The sequence below is a fragment of the Sphingobium indicum BiD32 genome (assembly GCF_000382885.1).
GTDB classification, from domain to species: Bacteria; Pseudomonadota; Alphaproteobacteria; order Sphingomonadales; family Sphingomonadaceae; genus Sphingobium; species Sphingobium japonicum_C.
In genome coordinates this window covers 1-14,635 of sequence record NZ_CAVK010000116.1, presented here as the reverse complement: position 1 = coordinate 14,635, position 14,635 = coordinate 1, and the positions used below count along the sequence as shown (strand labels likewise).

The following is a 14,635-nucleotide window of genomic DNA, read 5'->3' as shown; positions in this document are numbered from 1 at the left end:
CGCCTGCGGGAGGGGGGACAGAAGGGGCTTCCTTCCTCACTCGGCCGCTGCCGTCAGTTTGAGAAACACATCCTCCAGATCCGGGTCGCGCGTCACCACGTCCACAATCGCCAGCCCGCTGGCCTGGACAGCGCTGAGCACTTGCCCCGCATTGGCGCGGTCTTTGAGGTAGGTGATGGTCAGGGTGCGGTCGCCCGATTGCTCGACTTTCTCGAAGCATGGCGCGTCAGGCGCAGTCACGATGTCGCGGTCCACCGTTATCTGCACCACCTTTTCCAGTGCCATGTCGACCAGTTCGCGGGTCGGCTTGTCGGCGATCAGGCGGCCATGGTTGATGATGCCGATGCGGTCGCACAATTCCTCGGCTTCTTCCAGATAGTGGGTCGTCAGCACGATGGTGACCCCCAGCGCGTTGAGTTCGCGGACATAGGCCCAGAGCTGCTGGCGCAATTGTACGTCGACGCCAGCGGTCGGCTCGTCCAGCACCAGGATCGGGGGCGAGTGGACCATGGCCTTGGCCACCAGCAGGCGGCGCTTCATGCCGCCCGACAGCGTGCGGGCATAGGCGTGGGCCTTGTCCTCCAGATGGACGGCGCGCAGCAATTCCATGGAGCGGCGCTTGTCCTTGGGCACGCCATAATAGCCCGCCTGATTTTCCAAAGTCTCGAAGGGCGTGAAGAAGGGGTCGAACACGATTTCCTGCGGTACGATGCCGATCGAGTTTTTCGCGTTGCGCGGGTTGATGTCGGTGTCGAAGCCCCAGATGCGGGCTGTTCCCGACGTCTTGTTGACCATGCCCGCGAGGATATTGATCGTCGTCGATTTGCCCGCGCCATTGGGACCGAGCAGCCCGTAAATCTGGCCACGCGGGATCGACAGGTTGATGCCGTCGAGCGCGCGCTTGCCGCCCTTATAGACTTTGGTGAGGTTGGTGATCTCGATTGCGGGCGCGGGCGTGTCGGTCATGGCTCAACTCTATGGGGATGGGCGGCGGCGAAGGAAAGGGGGCGTCAAAACTCGTCCGCGATATCCATCAGGCCCAGCAGCTTGCGCGGAGCAACTTGCCGCCAGCTGTCGCGCAGGCGCTGGGCGACATGGTCCCAGTCCGTGTCGCCCAGGTCCAGGCGGATGCCGACCCAGTCATTGCCGAAATAGGCGGGGCGGTAATAGCGGTCCGGGTCGGCCTCGATCAGCGTTGCCTGTTCTTCGGGGGCGGTGGTTTTTACGAGGATGGCGATGATGCCGTCGCCATGATGGTCGCGGGTGAAATAGGCGAACTTCTTGCCTTTCACGATACCGAAGCAGGGCATCCCGTGCGAGACGGTCTCGTCCACTTGCGGCAGGGCCAACGCGGATTCGCGGACTTTGTTCAGCAGCCAGTCGGGCTGGCGCTCGCGGGTGACGAAATCGGCCAGCGTGCGCGAATAGAGCTGGTGCTCGGCGATCAGGATGCGGGCGGCCAGGCTGTCGGCGCTGTCGCCGGGCAGGATCGCCACTGGCGTCTGGCTCAGCACCGGGCCATCATCGAGCTCCGCCGTCACGATATGGACCGAGCAGCCGGCTTGGGCATCGCCCGCGTCGATGGCGCGCTGGTGGGTGTCCAGCCCCTTATATTTGGGCAGCAGGCTGGGGTGGATGTTGAGCATCCGGCCTTCCCATCCGTTTACGAATTCGGGCGACAGGAGCCGCATATAGCCTGCCAGCGCGACATAATGTGCGCCCGCCGCGCGCAGCTCAGCGTCGATGATCTGGTCGAATTCGGCGCGTTTATGGCCTTTGTGGCTCTGGCCGAAGGTGGCGATGCCCTCGGCTGCGGCCAGCGCTAAGCCCGGTGCGTCAGGGTCGTTGGCGGCGACCAGCACGATTTCATAGGGGCAATCGGCGGCCTTCGCCGCATAGAGAAGGGCCGCCATGTTGGAGCCGCGACCGGAGATCAGGACGCCGACTTTTGCCTTGTGCATAACAACATCCGTTCGGTTCGAGCGAAGTCGAGAACCCTCGCGCAACCGTTTCTCGACTTCGCTCGAAACGAACGGAGGGTGGTGATTTTATCCCAGATGCGTGGCGCGCCAGTCAGACTTGGCGCTCCATGTCTCGGTGGAGCCGCGCACGGTGCAGCCCTTGTCTCCTGCCTGGACTTCGCCAATGCGGTGGACGGTTTCGCCCGCCGCTTCCAGCGCGGTGGTGACGCCCGCGACATGACCTTCATCGACCGCCAGCACCATGCCGACGCCGCAGTTGAAGGTGCGCGCCATTTCGCCCGGTTCGATATGACCCTGCGCCTGGAGGAAGGCCATCAGACGCGGCTGTTCCCACGCATCGGCATCGACCATCGCATGGCAGCCGTCGGGCAGGACGCGGGGGATATTTTCCAGCAGGCCGCCGCCGGTGATGTGGGCGAGCGCATTGACCATGCCTGCGCGCACCAAAGGCAGCAGGCTCTTCACATAGATTTTCGTGGGCGCCATCAGCGCGTCGATCAGCAGCACATCCTGATCGAAAATCGCAGGACGATCGAGCTTCCAGCCCTTGTCGGCGGCGAGGCGGCGGACCAGCGAGAAGCCGTTGGAGTGGACACCCGACGAGGCAAGGCCCAGCAGCACGTCGCCGACCTTGACGCGATTGCCGGTCAGCGCCTTGTGCCGTTCGACCGCGCCGACGCAGAAGCCCGCCAGATCATAGTCGCCCGGCCCGTACATGCCCGGCATTTCAGCGGTTTCGCCGCCGATCAGCGCGCAACCGGCGATACGGCAACCCTCGGCAATCCCGGCTATGACGCGCTCGGCAACGCCGCTCTCCAGCTTGCCGGTGGCATAATAGTCGAGGAAGAAGAGCGGTTCGGCCCCCTGCACGATCAGGTCGTTGGCGCACATGGCAACGAGGTCGATGCCCACGCCGTCATGGCGGTTATGGTCGATCGCGAGTTTCAGCTTGGTGCCGACGCCATCATTGGCCGCGACCAGCAACGGATCGTCATAGCCAGCGGCCTTCAGGTCGAAAAAGCCGCCAAAGCCGCCAAGTTCGGCGTCCGCGCCGGGGCGGCGGGTCGCCTTGGCGAGCGGCGCGATGGCGCGGACAAGGGCGTTACCAGCGGCGATGTCGACGCCAGCCTTGGCGTAGCTATAGGATTCGTTCTCACTCATGGGGGAGCGCCCTAGAGCAAAGGCGGGCAAAACGGAAGGGCAAGCCCCGAACGACAAACTTGGGGTTGGCGCTTGGCAGACGGGGCAAATCTCGCCAAAAGGCGCTCGTGAGCCTGAGCCAGACCCTGAATCGCCTGCCGTTCCAGCCCGGCGCTGTCCTTCGCGCCTTGTCGCGCCCGGTCCAGATCCTGCTAGCCATCGCGATCGGCCTCGCCGCCGCCGTGCTGGTGGCGCAGATGGAGGGGGAGCGGGGCGTGCCGCCTATCGCCAGCGGCGGCGATTTCGAGGTGCGCGGGGTCAAGGTCGACGTCGTGGCCAAGGATGCCGACAGTGCCCGCTATGCCGGGTGGCGGATGGCGCAGCGGCAGGCGTGGCGGATGCTGTGGATACGCACCCATGGCGGCGGAGGCGCGCCAGCCCTGTCCGATTCGCAGATCGAGGCGATGGTTTCGGGCATCGAGATTGATTTCGAGCAGGCGGGGCCGACCCGCTATGTGGCGACGCTGGGTATTTTGTTCGATCGGGCGCGCACCGGGCAATTGCTGGGCGTTTCCGGTAACGTCATGCGGTCGCCGCCCTTGCTGGTGATCCCGGTGATGTGGGACGGCGGATCGGCCGTATCCTATGAACGCACCAATGAGTGGCAAAAGGCATGGGCGCGATACCGCACCGGCGACAGCGCGATCGATTATGTCCGCGTGGCCGGGTCCGTGGCCGATCCCATATTGCTGAATGCCGGGCAGACCGGGCGGCGCGGGCGTCTGTGGTGGCGGGTGCTGCTCGACCAATATGGCGCGGCCGACGTGGTGATCCCGATCGCGCGGCTGGATCGCGCCTATCCCGGCGGGCCGGTGACCGGCACCTTTACCGCGCGCTACGGCCCGGACAACAGCCTGATCGGCAGTGTGACGCTGCGCGCGTCCAACGCCAGCGGCATCGCGCAGATGCTGGATGAGGGCGCGCGGCGGATTGATGAGCTATATATCCGCGCGCTCAATGATGGCCGCCTGCGCCCCGACCCCTCCTTGATCATCGAGGAGCCGGTCGATCCCGACGCGCTGGCGATCGAGAATGCGGCGGATGCGGTAGTCGAGACGGTCGATCTGCCGACTGCGACCGCCGCCACCGGTACCACCAGCTTCGCGATCCAGTTCGATACACCTGATGTCGGATCGATCGGCGCCGGCGAATCGGCGGTGCGGGCGATCCCTGGCGTACGGTCGGCATCGACCAGCAGCCTGGCGCTGGGCGGCACGTCGGTGATGCAGGTCAGCTTTGACGGCACGGTCGATATGCTGCGCAACGGGCTACAGGCGCGCGGCTATAACGTCATCGTGTCCGGCACGACCCTGCGCATCACGCGCAGGCAGGCACCACAGCCCCAACCCCCATCGCAGCAATGAGCCAGATCAGCCTGCCTTTCGACTGGCATGGCGCGGCCAGCGGCGGGGATTTTCTGGTCAGCGACGCCAATGCCCAGGCGGTCGCCCATCTGGAACGCTGGCGCGAATGGCCCCTGTCGGTGAGCGTGCTGACTGGCCCGCCACTGTCGGGGCGATCGACGCTGGCGCGGCATTTCGCGCAGATGAGCGGCGGCAGCGTGATCGATGATGCCCAAGGAAAAGACGATCGGGGCGACGAACATCGCCTGTTCCATGCCTGGAACGAGGCGCAGACCAGTCATAGGCCATTATTGATGATCGGCGATGCGCCGCCTGCCAGCTGGACCGTGGCGCTGCCCGATCTGCGATCACGGCTGGCGGCTGTGCCCCATGTTGCGATTGCCGAACCGGACGAGGCGTTGGCCCGCGCGCTGATCGAGCGCCAACTGGGTGCGGCGGGGGCGCGTTTTGCGGCTGACCTGCCCGACTGGCTGCTCCGCCGGATCGAGCGCAGCTATGGCGCAATCGCGGCGGTAACGCGGCTGCTCGACCGGACGGCGCTGTCATCTGGCCGTAAGATTTCTGTCGCAATGGCAAAAGACTGCCTGCAAGGCGCTGGCTATCTGCCTATAGTAGCGACCGACCCTTCCCTCGATCCGTGCGAGTGACCCCCGTGGCCGAAGCCGATCCCGCGACCAGCCTGACCCTGCCCATGGGTCGCTATTTCAACCGCGAACTGTCCTGGCTGGCGTTCAACCAGCGGGTGCTGGAAGAGGCGATGAACCGCGCCCATCCGTTGCTGGAGCGGCTGCGTTTTCTGTCGATTTCCGGCGCCAATCTGGACGAATTCTTCTCCGTCCGGGTCGCGGGCCTCAAAGGCCAGCAGTTGCAGGATGTCGATATGTGTTCGGCTGACGGGCTGACCGCCGGGCAGCAATTGACCGCCATCGCGGCGGAAACCGACCGGTTGATGCTGGCCCAGCAGAAGGTGTGGGGCGTCGTCCATGGCGAGCTGGCGCAGGTCGGCATCGAGGTGGTCGGCCCGACCAGCCCGCTCGACCCGCTGAGCGAAGCCTGGCTGCGCGACCATTTCCTGAACCAGATTTTCCCGATCCTGACGCCGCAGGCGCTGGACCCGGCGCATCCCTTTCCCTTCATCCCCAATGAAGGCCTGTCGATCGTGTTCGACCTGCAACGCCTGTCGGACAAGCAGCCGATCCGCGAACTGGTGATGATCCCCGCCTCGCTGGCGCGTTTCGTCCGCATTCCCGGCGAACCGGCACGCTACATGGCGCTGGAGGCGGTGATCCGGCGCTTTTCGGGGGATCTGTTCCCCGGTTACAAGGTGCGCAACAGCGGCGTGTTCCGCATCATCCGTGACAGCGATATCGAGATTGAGGAAGAGGCTGAGGATCTGGTCCGCCACTATCGCAGCGCGATCAAGCGCCGCCGCCGGGGGCGCGTGATCCGCATGGAGATAGAGGAGCGCATCCCCGAACCGGTCGAGGAGATGTTGCAGGACATGCTCCAGGGCCATGAAGCGGTGGTGGTCGAGGTGGAGGGGTTCATCGGCATCGGCGACCTGTCCGGCATCGTGGACGAGGACCGGCCCGACCTGAAGTTCGAGCCATATGTCCCGCGTTTCCCCGAACGTATCCGCGAATATGGCGGCGACTGTTTCGCCGCGATCCGGGCCAAGGACATCGTCGTCCATCATCCCTATGAGGCGTTCGATGTCGTCGTAGCCTTTCTGAAACAGGCAGCGGTGGACCCGGATGTGGTCGCGATCAAGCAGACGCTCTATCGCGCGGGCAAGCAGTCGGCGATCATCCGCGCGCTCATTGACGCGGCGGAGGCGGGCAAGTCGGTGACCGCCGTGGTCGAGCTGAAGGCGCGGTTCGACGAGGAACAGAATCTGATGTGGGCCGACGCGCTGGAGCGTGCGGGGGTCCAGGTCGTCTACGGCTTCATCGACTGGAAAACCCACGCGAAGGTTTCGATGGTGATCCGGCGCGAGGGCGACCAGTTTCGCAGCTACTGCCATTTTGGCACCGGCAATTATCATCCGGTCACAGCCCGCATCTATACGGACCTCAGCTTCTTTACCGCCGATCCGGCCTATAGTCGCGATGCGGCGGCCTTGTTCAATTACATCACCGGTTATGTCGAGCCGCAGGGGCTGGAAAAGCTGGTCATGTCGCCGCGCAGCCTGCGCGATCATCTGTGCGCGATGGTGGACAAGGAGATTGACCATGTCCGCGCCGGTCGCCCCGGCACCATCTGGGCCAAGATGAACAGCCTGGTCGATCCGGCGCTGATCGAGAAACTCTATGCCGCCAGCAATGCCGGCGTGCAGATCGACCTGATCGTGCGCGGCATCTGCTGCCTGCGGCCCGGTGTGCCGGGCATGTCCGAAAATATCCGGGTCAAGTCGGTGGTCGGCCGCTTTCTGGAACATAGCCGCATCGCCGTGTTCGGCAATGGCAAGGCGCTGCCCAATAATGGCGCCAAAGTCTATATCAGCTCGGCCGACTGGATGCCGCGCAACTTCGACCGGCGGGTCGAATTCCTGGCACCGATCGAGAATCCGACTGTGCATGACCAGATATTGGATCAGGTGATGGTCGCCAACCTGATCGACAGCGAACAAAGCTGGACGCTCGACAGCACGGGCCATTACACAAGACTCGATCCGGGCGACAAGCCTTTCAACCTGCACCGTTATTTCATGACCAACCCGTCGCTGTCCGGGCGCGGCGCGGCGCTGGACAATGAAGCGGTGCCGACGTTGCGCCTGCGCGGGCGGGCCTGACGCCGATGAATTCGATGCTCAGCCGGGTCCGCGACGTCGCGCAGAATATGGCAACATCGCCCCAGCCGACGACAGGTCGCACCGCGATCATCGACATCGGCTCCAACAGTGTTCGTCTGGTCGTCTATGACGGGCCACGCCGCATCCCCTTCATCCTGTTCAATGAAAAGGTGATGGCAGGTCTGGGCGCGGCGCTGGCGCGGACCGGGCGGATCGAAGCGGAGCCGATGGAGCGTGGCCTTCGCGCCGCCGGGCGCTTTGCCCATTTGTGCCGCGAGATGAAGGTTGCCGACATACGCTGCGTCGCAACAGCCGCCGTCCGCGACGCGACCAACGGGCCGGAATTCATCGCCCGTGCCGCCGCCATGGGGCTGACCGTGGAATTGCTGTCGGGTCGGCAGGAAGCGGTCGGCGCGGCGATGGGCGTCTTGTCGGGCATTCCCCATGCCGACGGCATTGTCGGCGATCTGGGCGGTGGCAGTCTGGAACTGGCGCGAATCAGGGACGGGCAGGTGCATGAAACCATCTCCCTGCCGCTGGGCGTGCTGCGCCTGCCGCAGATCCGCGCCAAGGGGCCAAGGCTGCTGGAGCGGCAGGTGACCAAGATGCTGGCCAAGGCAGGCTGGCGGCAGGAGCCTGACCTGCCTTTCTACATGGTAGGCGGATCGTGGCGGGCGCTGGCGCGGTTCGACATGCAGCTGACCCAGTTTCCGCTGCCGGTGGTGCATCAATATGATATGCCCGCAACCCGCGCCGAACAGCTGATCCGCATCGTATCCCATGTCGATCGCGCGCGGCTGAAAGATATTCCGGGCATGAGCGGATCGCGCGTGCCGACGCTGACCGATGCGGCGGCACTGTTGTCAGTGGTTGTGCGCCAGCTGCGGTCGAGCCGCCTGGTCGTGTCGGCCTATGGCCTGCGCGAAGGATTGCTGTTCGAGGGATTGCCGCCGGAGATTCGCGCGCATGATCCGCTGCTGGTCGCGGCCGAAGCGGAGGGGGAGGCGCAGTCGCGCTTTCGCGGCCATGGCGACCGGATCGAGCGCTGGATCGCGCCGCTGTTCGCCGATGATGCCGCGGCCGCCCGCCGCATCCGCCGCGCCGCCTGCCTGCTGGCCGATGTCGGCTGGCGTGCCAATCCCGATTTCCGCGCCGAACGCGGGATGGAGATTGCGCTGCATAGCAATTGGGTCGGCATCACCGCAGCGGAGCGGGCAATGCTGGGACAGGCGCTGTTCAGCCATTTTGGCGGGGGCACGGCGATTGCCCCAGGGCTGGAGCAGCTCGCCAGTCCCGACGCACTGCGCCGGGCGATGCTCTGGGGACTGGCGATCCGGCTCGCCCAGCGCCTGTCGGGCGGGGTCGAACGGCCGCTGACCCATACGCGGCTGGAGCTGCGAGACGGGCTGCTCGTGCTGGCGCTGGACAGTGACGATGTGGCGCTGGGCGGCGAAGTGGTCGAACGGCGATTGCGGCATCTGGCGCAGGCGCTGGGGGTGAAATATCGGCTGGTGCGGGGAATGGATTAGGCACCAGTAGAGGCCCACCCACCTTCCCCTGCCGCGCAATCTTGGCTAAGCCCCGGCGATGACATCTTCTCCCGCGCCGCTCAGTCGCTCGCTCTTTGGCTTTTCGATCTTTTATGGCGGCATGGTCTGCATCGCAGGCGTGCTGGGCAACAAGCAGGTGACGCTGGGGCCGGTGTCGGCGATCGGACCGGCGCTGGGGCTGGGTCCGCTGGCTGTGGAGGCGGGCATCTTCGCCTTCCTGCTGCTGGTGACGATTTCCAGCGCGGTCGCCGAATTGCATGGCCGCGCGGTCGCCAACCGGCTGGTGCAGATCGGCTTCCTGCCGCTGATCGCGTCGATCCTGTTGTCGGTCCTGGTGCTGGCCGCGCCAGCGGCAAGCGACATGGACCCGGCGCGGGCCCAAGCCTTTGCCATGATGATGGGTGGCACGCCGCGCATCTGGGCCGGGGGGATCATCGCCTATGGCGTGTCGCAGACGTTGAACGTCACGCTGTTCGCGATGCTCAAGGGGCGGGAAGGCAGCCGGCTGCTGTGGCTGCGCGCTGCGGTGGCCAGCATATTGTCGCAGATCGCCGATACATTGCTGTTCGTGACCATCGCCTTTTACGGCGTCTTTCCGATCGGCGAATTGTTGCTGGGGCAGATGCTGGCCAAGGTCGTGCTGTCCGCGCTGCTGGTGCCGCCAGTCATCTATCTGCTGGTCGGGCTGGGGCGGCGGCTGGATCGCTAACGCAGGATGAGGGAAGTGCGACAGTGAACACGACATATGTGGCGAATTGCGCCTTTTTGATTAGTTAGCAAACTAATCGAACGGAGTTTTCGTGACGGGTGAGGCGATCGGCAGGGGACGTCGGCAGGTGCGTTGAGGTCGTGCTGGCTTGCCAGTTGCGCGGTATCCCGCCCTTCGACCTGGAAACTTGCCCAACCGGTCCTTTGGCCCTATGCGCCCGCGCATGACCAGTTCGCATGATCCCGTCCCGGCGCTGCTCGCCAAGGCTGAAACCCTCGTCGAGGCGCTGCCCTATATGCAGCGTTATGCGGGCAAGACCTTCGTGGTGAAATATGGCGGCCATGCGATGGGCGATCCCGAAGCGGCGCGCGATTTTGCCGAGGATGTCGTGCTGATGAAGGCGGTGGGCATCAATGTCGTCGTCGTCCATGGCGGCGGGCCGCAGATCGGCGCGATGCTCCAGAAGCTGGGGGTCGAATCGAAATTTGTCGGTGGCCTGCGTGTCACCGACGCGGAAACCGCCAAGATCGCCGAAATGGTGCTGGCGGGTTCGATCAACAAGGAAATCGTCGGCTGGATCGCGGGCGCGGGCGGCCGGGCGGTCGGCATTTCGGGCAAGGATGGCGGGCTGGTCATCTGCGAAAAGGTGCTGGGCAAGCGTGAGGCGGACCCCAATTCGGGGATCGAGCGCAATGTCGACCTGGGCTTTGTCGGCGATCCGGTGAAGGTCGACCGGCGCATCCTGGACACGCTGACGCAGGACGGCATCATTCCCGTGGTCGCGCCGGTGGGCATCGGCGCGGACGGCCATACCTATAACGTCAATGCCGACACGATGGCGGGGGCGATCGCCGCGGAACTCGGCGCGTCGCGCTTCTTCCTGCTGACCGATGTGGCGGGGGTGCTGGACAAGGACAAGAATCTGCTGACCGATCTGGACCCGGCAGCCATCGAAATATTGCAACAGAATGGCACGATCAGCGGCGGCATGATCCCGAAGCTGGAAACCTGCGTCAAGGCGGTCGAGGGCGGAGTGGACGCCGCCGTCATCCTCGACGGGCGGGTGCCGCACGCGATGCTGCTGGAGATTTTCACCCGGCGCGGCGCCGGTACGCTTATCCGGCGATAGGTTTCAGCAGACACATTTTTCTGGAGAGTCGATCCATGTCACTGACCCATCTTCTCGTCCCGACCTATGTGCAGATGTTCAATTGTCTGTCCGCCTGGCTGGCAAAGGCGCAGGGTTCCGGCGCGGATGCCGATGCGCTGCTGACTGCGCGCCTGGCGCCGGACATGTACCCCCTGTCGACGCAAATCCGCTTTGCCTGCGTGCAGGCGCAGGAAGCTGTGTATCGCCTGAAGGGAGAGGATTTTCCGGCCTCGCTTGGCGCGCTGATCGACGAAGGGCGCAATGGGGCGGAGCATCCCGGTTCGATTGAGGATGCGCAGGCGCGGATCGCGCAAACCGTCGCATTGCTGGAGGCGCTTGGCCCCGATGCGCTGGATGCCGCTTCCGGCACGATGATCGCCCACACCCTGCCCAACGGGATCATTCTGGACCTGACCGCCGATCAATATGCGCGGGACTGGAGCCTGTCCCAATTTTATTTCCACCTGATGACCGCCTATGCGATCCTGCGGGCCAATGGGGTGGAATTGGGGAAGGCAGACTATATACCGCACATATTCCCTTATGTTCGGCCGGGAACGATGCCGACGGCCTGATCGGGAGTTACCGCGAGCAGCCATTGCATGGCTTCTGGCTCCATCTCGAAACAGGCAAGCTCGTCGCGATCGAGAATGCGGCGCGCCTGCATCCACGCCAGCGAACTGCCGCTCACCACGGCGACCCTGCGGCTTCTGTTGCCTTCGGACAGCACTTTTTGGAAAGCGGCGACCGCTGCCTGCGATTGCAGGCTGCAACCGGAAATATCGCACAGAACGATATGCTGGTTTGGTGCGCAACCAAGCCGGGCAACGGCTGCATATAGCGTAACGCCAAACGCCTCTATCGTTTCGATATCGAAAAACCCGGTCAGGATCATGCGGATCAGGTTACGGGCCGGTTCGGCCTCGATCGTGAATTTGCCTCTCATACGGGCGCTATGCAGGAAAAAGCTTTCGGAAATATTGCCGGGATGCTTGTCCCTCGCCCATCGGACGGGGTAGGGAGAGGCAATATTTTTCGGAGACCCCATGGCCTACGCGCTTTATCAGATCATCGTCATCCTGCTCGACGTGCTGTGGTGGATCATCATCATCCAGGCGGTGATGAGCTGGCTGATCGCGTTCAACATCGTCAATATGGGCAGCGATTTCGTGCGCACCGTCATGACCGCGCTCGACCGGATGACCGCGCCCATCTATAATCCCATTCGCAGGATCATGCCCGATCTGGGCGCGCTGGACCTGACGCCGATGGTGGTGTTGCTGGCGATCCTGATCATCCGGCAGGCAGTATTGCCGCCCTTGTTCGGGCTGGTGTGACGGTCTGGGTCCAGGCAGGCGACGACCTGATTCTGGCCGTCCGGCTGACGCCGGGCGCGTCGAAAGCGGCGATCGGTGGCGTCTGGACCGACGAAAAGGGCGCGCAATGGCTGTCCGCCCGCGTGACCGCCGTGCCGGAAAAGGGCCGGGCCAATGGCGCGCTGATCGCCTTGCTCGGCAAATATCTCGATTGGCCCAAGGGGGCGATTTCACTGGAATCGGGGGACAGCAACCGGCTAAAGCGGCTGCGTATCCGGGGTGGCGCGCAGCCGCGCCTGATCGCCACCATCGAAAAACAGGTTGAATTGACATGACCATCGGCAAAATCATCGACGGCAAGGCTTTTGCGGCGGGGTTGCGCGACACAGTGGCAGAGGGCGTTGCTGCTTTCGCCGCGCAGGCGGGCCGAAAGCCGGGGCTGGCGGTGGTGCTGGTGGGCGAGGATCCGGCAAGCGCGGTCTATGTCCGCAACAAGGGCAAGATGACGGTCGCCACCGGCATGGAAAGCTTTGAATTCAAGCGCCCGGCCAGCATCGGCGCGGACGACCTGCTCGACCTGATCGAGGAACTGAACCATGACGATCGGGTCGATGGCATATTGGTGCAGTTGCCGCTGCCCGCCCATATCGACGAATCCGCCGTCCTGGCGGCGATCGACCCGGCCAAGGATGTCGATGGCTTCCATGTCGTCAATGCCGGCAAGCTGGCGACCGGGCAGGAGGCGCTGGTCCCTTGCACGCCGCTGGGCTGCATCATGTTGCTGAAGGACGAGCTGGGCGACCTGAGCGGCCTTGAAGCCGTGGTGGTCGGCCGGTCCAACATCGTCGGCAAGCCGATGGCGCAGCTGCTGCTGGCCGAAAGCTGCACGGTGACGATCGCCCATAGCCGCACCCGCGACATTGCCAGCATCGTCCATCGCGCCGACATCGTCGTGGCAGCCGTGGGGCGGGCCGAGATGGTCAAGGGCGAATGGATCAAGCCGGGGGCGACGGTGATCGATGTCGGCATCAACCGGGTGGCCGATACCGAGGATGGCAAGAGCCGTATCGTGGGGGACGTCGCCACCGCCGAGGCGCTGGCCCATGTCCGCGCCATCACCCCGGTGCCGGGCGGGGTTGGGCCGATGACGATTGCGGTGCTGCTGCGCAACACGCTGGTCGCGGCCCATGCCCGCGCGGGGCTGGCCAAGCCCGACGGGCTGTGAGGGCGCGGCTGGCGCTGCTGGTTATGGGCGCGGCGGCGCTGGTCGCCGCGAAGCCGCCGCTGCGTTTCCAGCCTGATCCCAGTTCGGTCATTGCGGCCGAAATCGCGTTCAGCCGGCTGGCGCAGGAAAAGGGGCAATGGACCGCCTTTCGCGCCACTGCCGCTGACGATGCGGTGATGTTCGTGCCGCAACAGGTGCTGGCCAAGGATTGGCTGAAAGGGCGGGCCGATCCGGTGGCACCGGTCAAATGGTCGCCTGCGGCCGTCTATGTCTCGTGCGATGGCAATCTGGCGGCGAGTACCGGCAACTGGACCCGGCCCGATGGCGCGGTCGGCTATTTCACCACCATCTGGCGGCGCGACAAGAAGGGCCGCTGGCAATGGATCGCCGACCATGGCGATACGCTGGCCAAGGCGCGCGAGGTGCCGGAGTTTCTGAGCGGAAAGGTCGCGACCTGCAAGCGGCCTGCGCGCCCCGATGGCCCGCCGCCGGGCAGCCCACAACCCGCCGGAAAAGACGCGCTGCCGCCGCCTGACGAAAGCCTGCTCTGGTCGGCGCAGGTCGCGCCCGATGGCAGCCGCCGGGTGACGGTGCAGATGTGGAATGGCAGCGTCTATGACAGCGTGATCGACGACAGGGTAGGGGCGGCTTCATGATCGAATTGTTCATTTCCGCCTTCGTCACCCTGTTCGTGGTGATCGACCCGCCCGGCTGCGCGCCCATCTATGCCAGCCTGACCGGCGGGGCGAATCCGGCGCAGCGCAAGGCGATGGCGATCCGCGCGGTGGGGATTGCCGCCGCGATCCTGCTGGTATTCGCTTTGTGGGGCAAGCAGTTGCTGGGCGTGCTGGGGATTGCGCTCGACAGTTTTCGCATCGCGGGTGGCATCATGCTGTTCATGATCGCGATGGACATGGTGTTTGAGAAGCGCACCCAGCGGCGCGAGGACCGGGCGCAGAAGATCAGCGCCGAAGAACCGCATGTCGAGGATGTGTCGGTATTCCCGATGGCGATGCCGATGATCGCCGGGCCGGGATCAATCGCCACCGTCATGCTGCTGATGTCGCGCGCGGACGGCATGGGCGAACGGATGGTGGTGCTGGGGGCTGTCGTCGTGACACTGCTGCTGATGCTGGGATCGCTGATCGCGGCGGGGCCGTTGATGGCGCTGCTGGGCCACAAGATTGAGGCGGTGATTACCCGGTTGCTGGGCGTTCTGCTGGCCGCACTGGCGGCGCAGTTCGTGATCGACGGGTTGAAGGCGAGTTTTTAATGATGGGTATCCTCCCCTTGCCAAGGGGAGGTGGAGGGCCGAAGGCCAGACGGAGGGGTGTCGCCCTGTCGATAG

The 14,635-nt window shown here is 64.7% G+C and carries 16 protein-coding genes; 12 read left to right on the top strand and 4 right to left on the bottom strand.

Going from position 1 to position 14,635, the window contains the following annotated elements:
* Positions 1 to 36 precede the first annotated feature (36 nt).
* The 3 genes from EBBID32_RS11650 to purM all read right to left on the bottom strand — a co-directional run bounded on the left by EBBID32_RS11650 (position 37) and on the right by purM (position 3,143).
* Positions 37 to 966, bottom strand: a complete 930-nt coding sequence (locus EBBID32_RS11650; RefSeq protein ID WP_006957156.1) for an ABC transporter ATP-binding protein — start codon at positions 964 to 966, stop codon at positions 37 to 39.
* Positions 967 to 1,010: 44 nt separating this feature from the next.
* Positions 1,011 to 1,961 (bottom strand): phosphoribosylglycinamide formyltransferase, encoded by a 951-nt coding sequence (purN, locus tag EBBID32_RS11645; protein ID WP_006957154.1) that lies wholly within the window; start codon positions 1,959 to 1,961, stop codon positions 1,011 to 1,013.
* Positions 1,962 to 2,048: 87 nt separating this feature from the next.
* Positions 2,049 to 3,143: a phosphoribosylformylglycinamidine cyclo-ligase gene (gene purM / locus EBBID32_RS11640; RefSeq protein ID WP_006957152.1), complete on the bottom strand. Its 1,095-nt coding sequence runs from the start codon at positions 3,141 to 3,143 to the stop codon at positions 2,049 to 2,051.
* Between the two features lie 107 nt (positions 3,144 to 3,250).
* Between purM and EBBID32_RS11635 the strand changes: the two genes are divergently transcribed.
* The 7 genes from EBBID32_RS11635 to EBBID32_RS11605 all read left to right on the top strand — a co-directional run bounded on the left by EBBID32_RS11635 (position 3,251) and on the right by EBBID32_RS11605 (position 11,321).
* Entirely contained in the window at positions 3,251 to 4,546 is a 1,296-nt protein-coding gene (locus EBBID32_RS11635) for a hypothetical protein (RefSeq protein WP_006957150.1), read from the top strand.
* Positions 4,543 to 5,193: a DnaA/Hda family protein gene (locus EBBID32_RS11630; RefSeq protein ID WP_006957148.1), complete on the top strand. Its 651-nt coding sequence runs from the start codon at positions 4,543 to 4,545 to the stop codon at positions 5,191 to 5,193. The genes EBBID32_RS11635 and EBBID32_RS11630 overlap by 4 nt, the downstream gene beginning before the upstream one ends.
* A gap of 5 nt (positions 5,194 to 5,198) precedes the next feature.
* Entirely contained in the window at positions 5,199 to 7,337 is a 2,139-nt protein-coding gene (locus EBBID32_RS11625; RefSeq protein WP_006957147.1) for an RNA degradosome polyphosphate kinase, read from the top strand.
* Between the two features lie 5 nt (positions 7,338 to 7,342).
* Positions 7,343 to 8,866 (top strand): Ppx/GppA family phosphatase, encoded by a 1,524-nt coding sequence (locus EBBID32_RS11620; protein ID WP_006957146.1) that lies wholly within the window; start codon positions 7,343 to 7,345, stop codon positions 8,864 to 8,866.
* 58 nt (positions 8,867 to 8,924) lie between these two features.
* Positions 8,925 to 9,596, top strand: coding sequence for a queuosine precursor transporter (locus EBBID32_RS11615; protein WP_006957144.1), 672 nt, complete (start codon positions 8,925 to 8,927; stop codon positions 9,594 to 9,596).
* A 211-nt stretch (positions 9,597 to 9,807) separates the two neighbouring features.
* Positions 9,808 to 10,725 carry an acetylglutamate kinase gene (gene argB, locus EBBID32_RS11610; protein WP_006957141.1) on the top strand — a complete coding sequence of 306 codons (918 nt, stop codon included), beginning with the start codon at positions 9,808 to 9,810 and terminating at the stop codon, positions 10,723 to 10,725.
* A gap of 35 nt (positions 10,726 to 10,760) precedes the next feature.
* A complete protein-coding gene (locus EBBID32_RS11605) occupies positions 10,761 to 11,321 on the top strand; it encodes a DUF1993 domain-containing protein (RefSeq protein WP_006957138.1) in 561 nt (186 codons plus the stop codon).
* Here EBBID32_RS11605 and EBBID32_RS11600 read toward each other — a convergent pair.
* Positions 11,288 to 11,692: a hypothetical protein gene (locus tag EBBID32_RS11600; protein WP_006957134.1), complete on the bottom strand. Its 405-nt coding sequence runs from the start codon at positions 11,690 to 11,692 to the stop codon at positions 11,288 to 11,290. The genes EBBID32_RS11605 and EBBID32_RS11600 overlap by 34 nt on opposite strands.
* Positions 11,693 to 11,792: 100 nt before the next feature.
* On the opposite strand from EBBID32_RS11600, the gene EBBID32_RS11595 reads away from it, so the two are divergent.
* The 5 genes from EBBID32_RS11595 to EBBID32_RS11575 are packed head-to-tail and all read left to right on the top strand — an operon-like array spanning position 11,793 to position 14,560.
* The gene (locus EBBID32_RS11595) at positions 11,793 to 12,083 is read left to right on the top strand and encodes a YggT family protein (RefSeq protein ID WP_006957132.1); all 291 of its coding nucleotides are present in this window, start codon (positions 11,793 to 11,795) and stop codon (positions 12,081 to 12,083) included.
* On the top strand, positions 12,080 to 12,397 hold the full coding sequence (locus EBBID32_RS11590; protein ID WP_006957130.1) for a DUF167 domain-containing protein: 318 nt from the start codon (positions 12,080 to 12,082) through the stop codon (positions 12,395 to 12,397). The genes EBBID32_RS11595 and EBBID32_RS11590 overlap by 4 nt, the downstream gene beginning before the upstream one ends.
* Entirely contained in the window at positions 12,394 to 13,287 is an 894-nt protein-coding gene (gene folD, locus EBBID32_RS11585) for a bifunctional methylenetetrahydrofolate dehydrogenase/methenyltetrahydrofolate cyclohydrolase FolD (protein WP_006957128.1), read from the top strand. The genes EBBID32_RS11590 and folD overlap by 4 nt, the downstream gene beginning before the upstream one ends.
* Positions 13,284 to 13,943 carry a YybH family protein gene (locus EBBID32_RS11580; RefSeq protein ID WP_006957125.1) on the top strand — a complete coding sequence of 220 codons (660 nt, stop codon included), beginning with the start codon at positions 13,284 to 13,286 and terminating at the stop codon, positions 13,941 to 13,943. Before folD ends, EBBID32_RS11580 begins: the two co-directional genes overlap by 4 nt.
* Positions 13,940 to 14,560 (top strand): MarC family protein, encoded by a 621-nt coding sequence (locus EBBID32_RS11575; protein ID WP_006957122.1) that lies wholly within the window; start codon positions 13,940 to 13,942, stop codon positions 14,558 to 14,560. Before EBBID32_RS11580 ends, EBBID32_RS11575 begins: the two co-directional genes overlap by 4 nt.
* Positions 14,561 to 14,635 lie beyond the last annotated feature (75 nt).

Bases quoted from the DNA above. Each gene is read 5' to 3' on its own strand.
- EBBID32_RS11630 (WP_006957148.1), top strand. From the start codon at position 4,543: ATGAGCCAGATCAGCCTGCCTTTCGACTGGCATGGCGCGGCCAGCGGC.
- EBBID32_RS11575 (WP_006957122.1), top strand. From the start codon at position 13,940: ATGATCGAATTGTTCATTTCCGCCTTCGTCACCCTGTTCGTGGTGATC.
- EBBID32_RS11605 (WP_006957138.1), top strand. From the start codon at position 10,761: ATGTCACTGACCCATCTTCTCGTCCCGACCTATGTGCAGATGTTCAAT.
- folD (WP_006957128.1), top strand. From the start codon at position 12,394: ATGACCATCGGCAAAATCATCGACGGCAAGGCTTTTGCGGCGGGGTTG.
- EBBID32_RS11615 (WP_006957144.1), top strand. From the start codon at position 8,925: ATGACATCTTCTCCCGCGCCGCTCAGTCGCTCGCTCTTTGGCTTTTCG.
- argB (WP_006957141.1), top strand. From the start codon at position 9,808: ATGCGCCCGCGCATGACCAGTTCGCATGATCCCGTCCCGGCGCTGCTC.
- purN (WP_006957154.1), bottom strand. From the start codon at position 1,961: ATGCACAAGGCAAAAGTCGGCGTCCTGATCTCCGGTCGCGGCTCCAAC.
- EBBID32_RS11620 (WP_006957146.1), top strand. From the start codon at position 7,343: ATGAATTCGATGCTCAGCCGGGTCCGCGACGTCGCGCAGAATATGGCA.
- purM (WP_006957152.1), bottom strand. From the start codon at position 3,143: ATGAGTGAGAACGAATCCTATAGCTACGCCAAGGCTGGCGTCGACATC.
- EBBID32_RS11600 (WP_006957134.1), bottom strand. From the start codon at position 11,692: ATGAGAGGCAAATTCACGATCGAGGCCGAACCGGCCCGTAACCTGATC.
- EBBID32_RS11595 (WP_006957132.1), top strand. From the start codon at position 11,793: ATGGCCTACGCGCTTTATCAGATCATCGTCATCCTGCTCGACGTGCTG.
- EBBID32_RS11650 (WP_006957156.1), bottom strand. From the start codon at position 966: ATGACCGACACGCCCGCGCCCGCAATCGAGATCACCAACCTCACCAAA.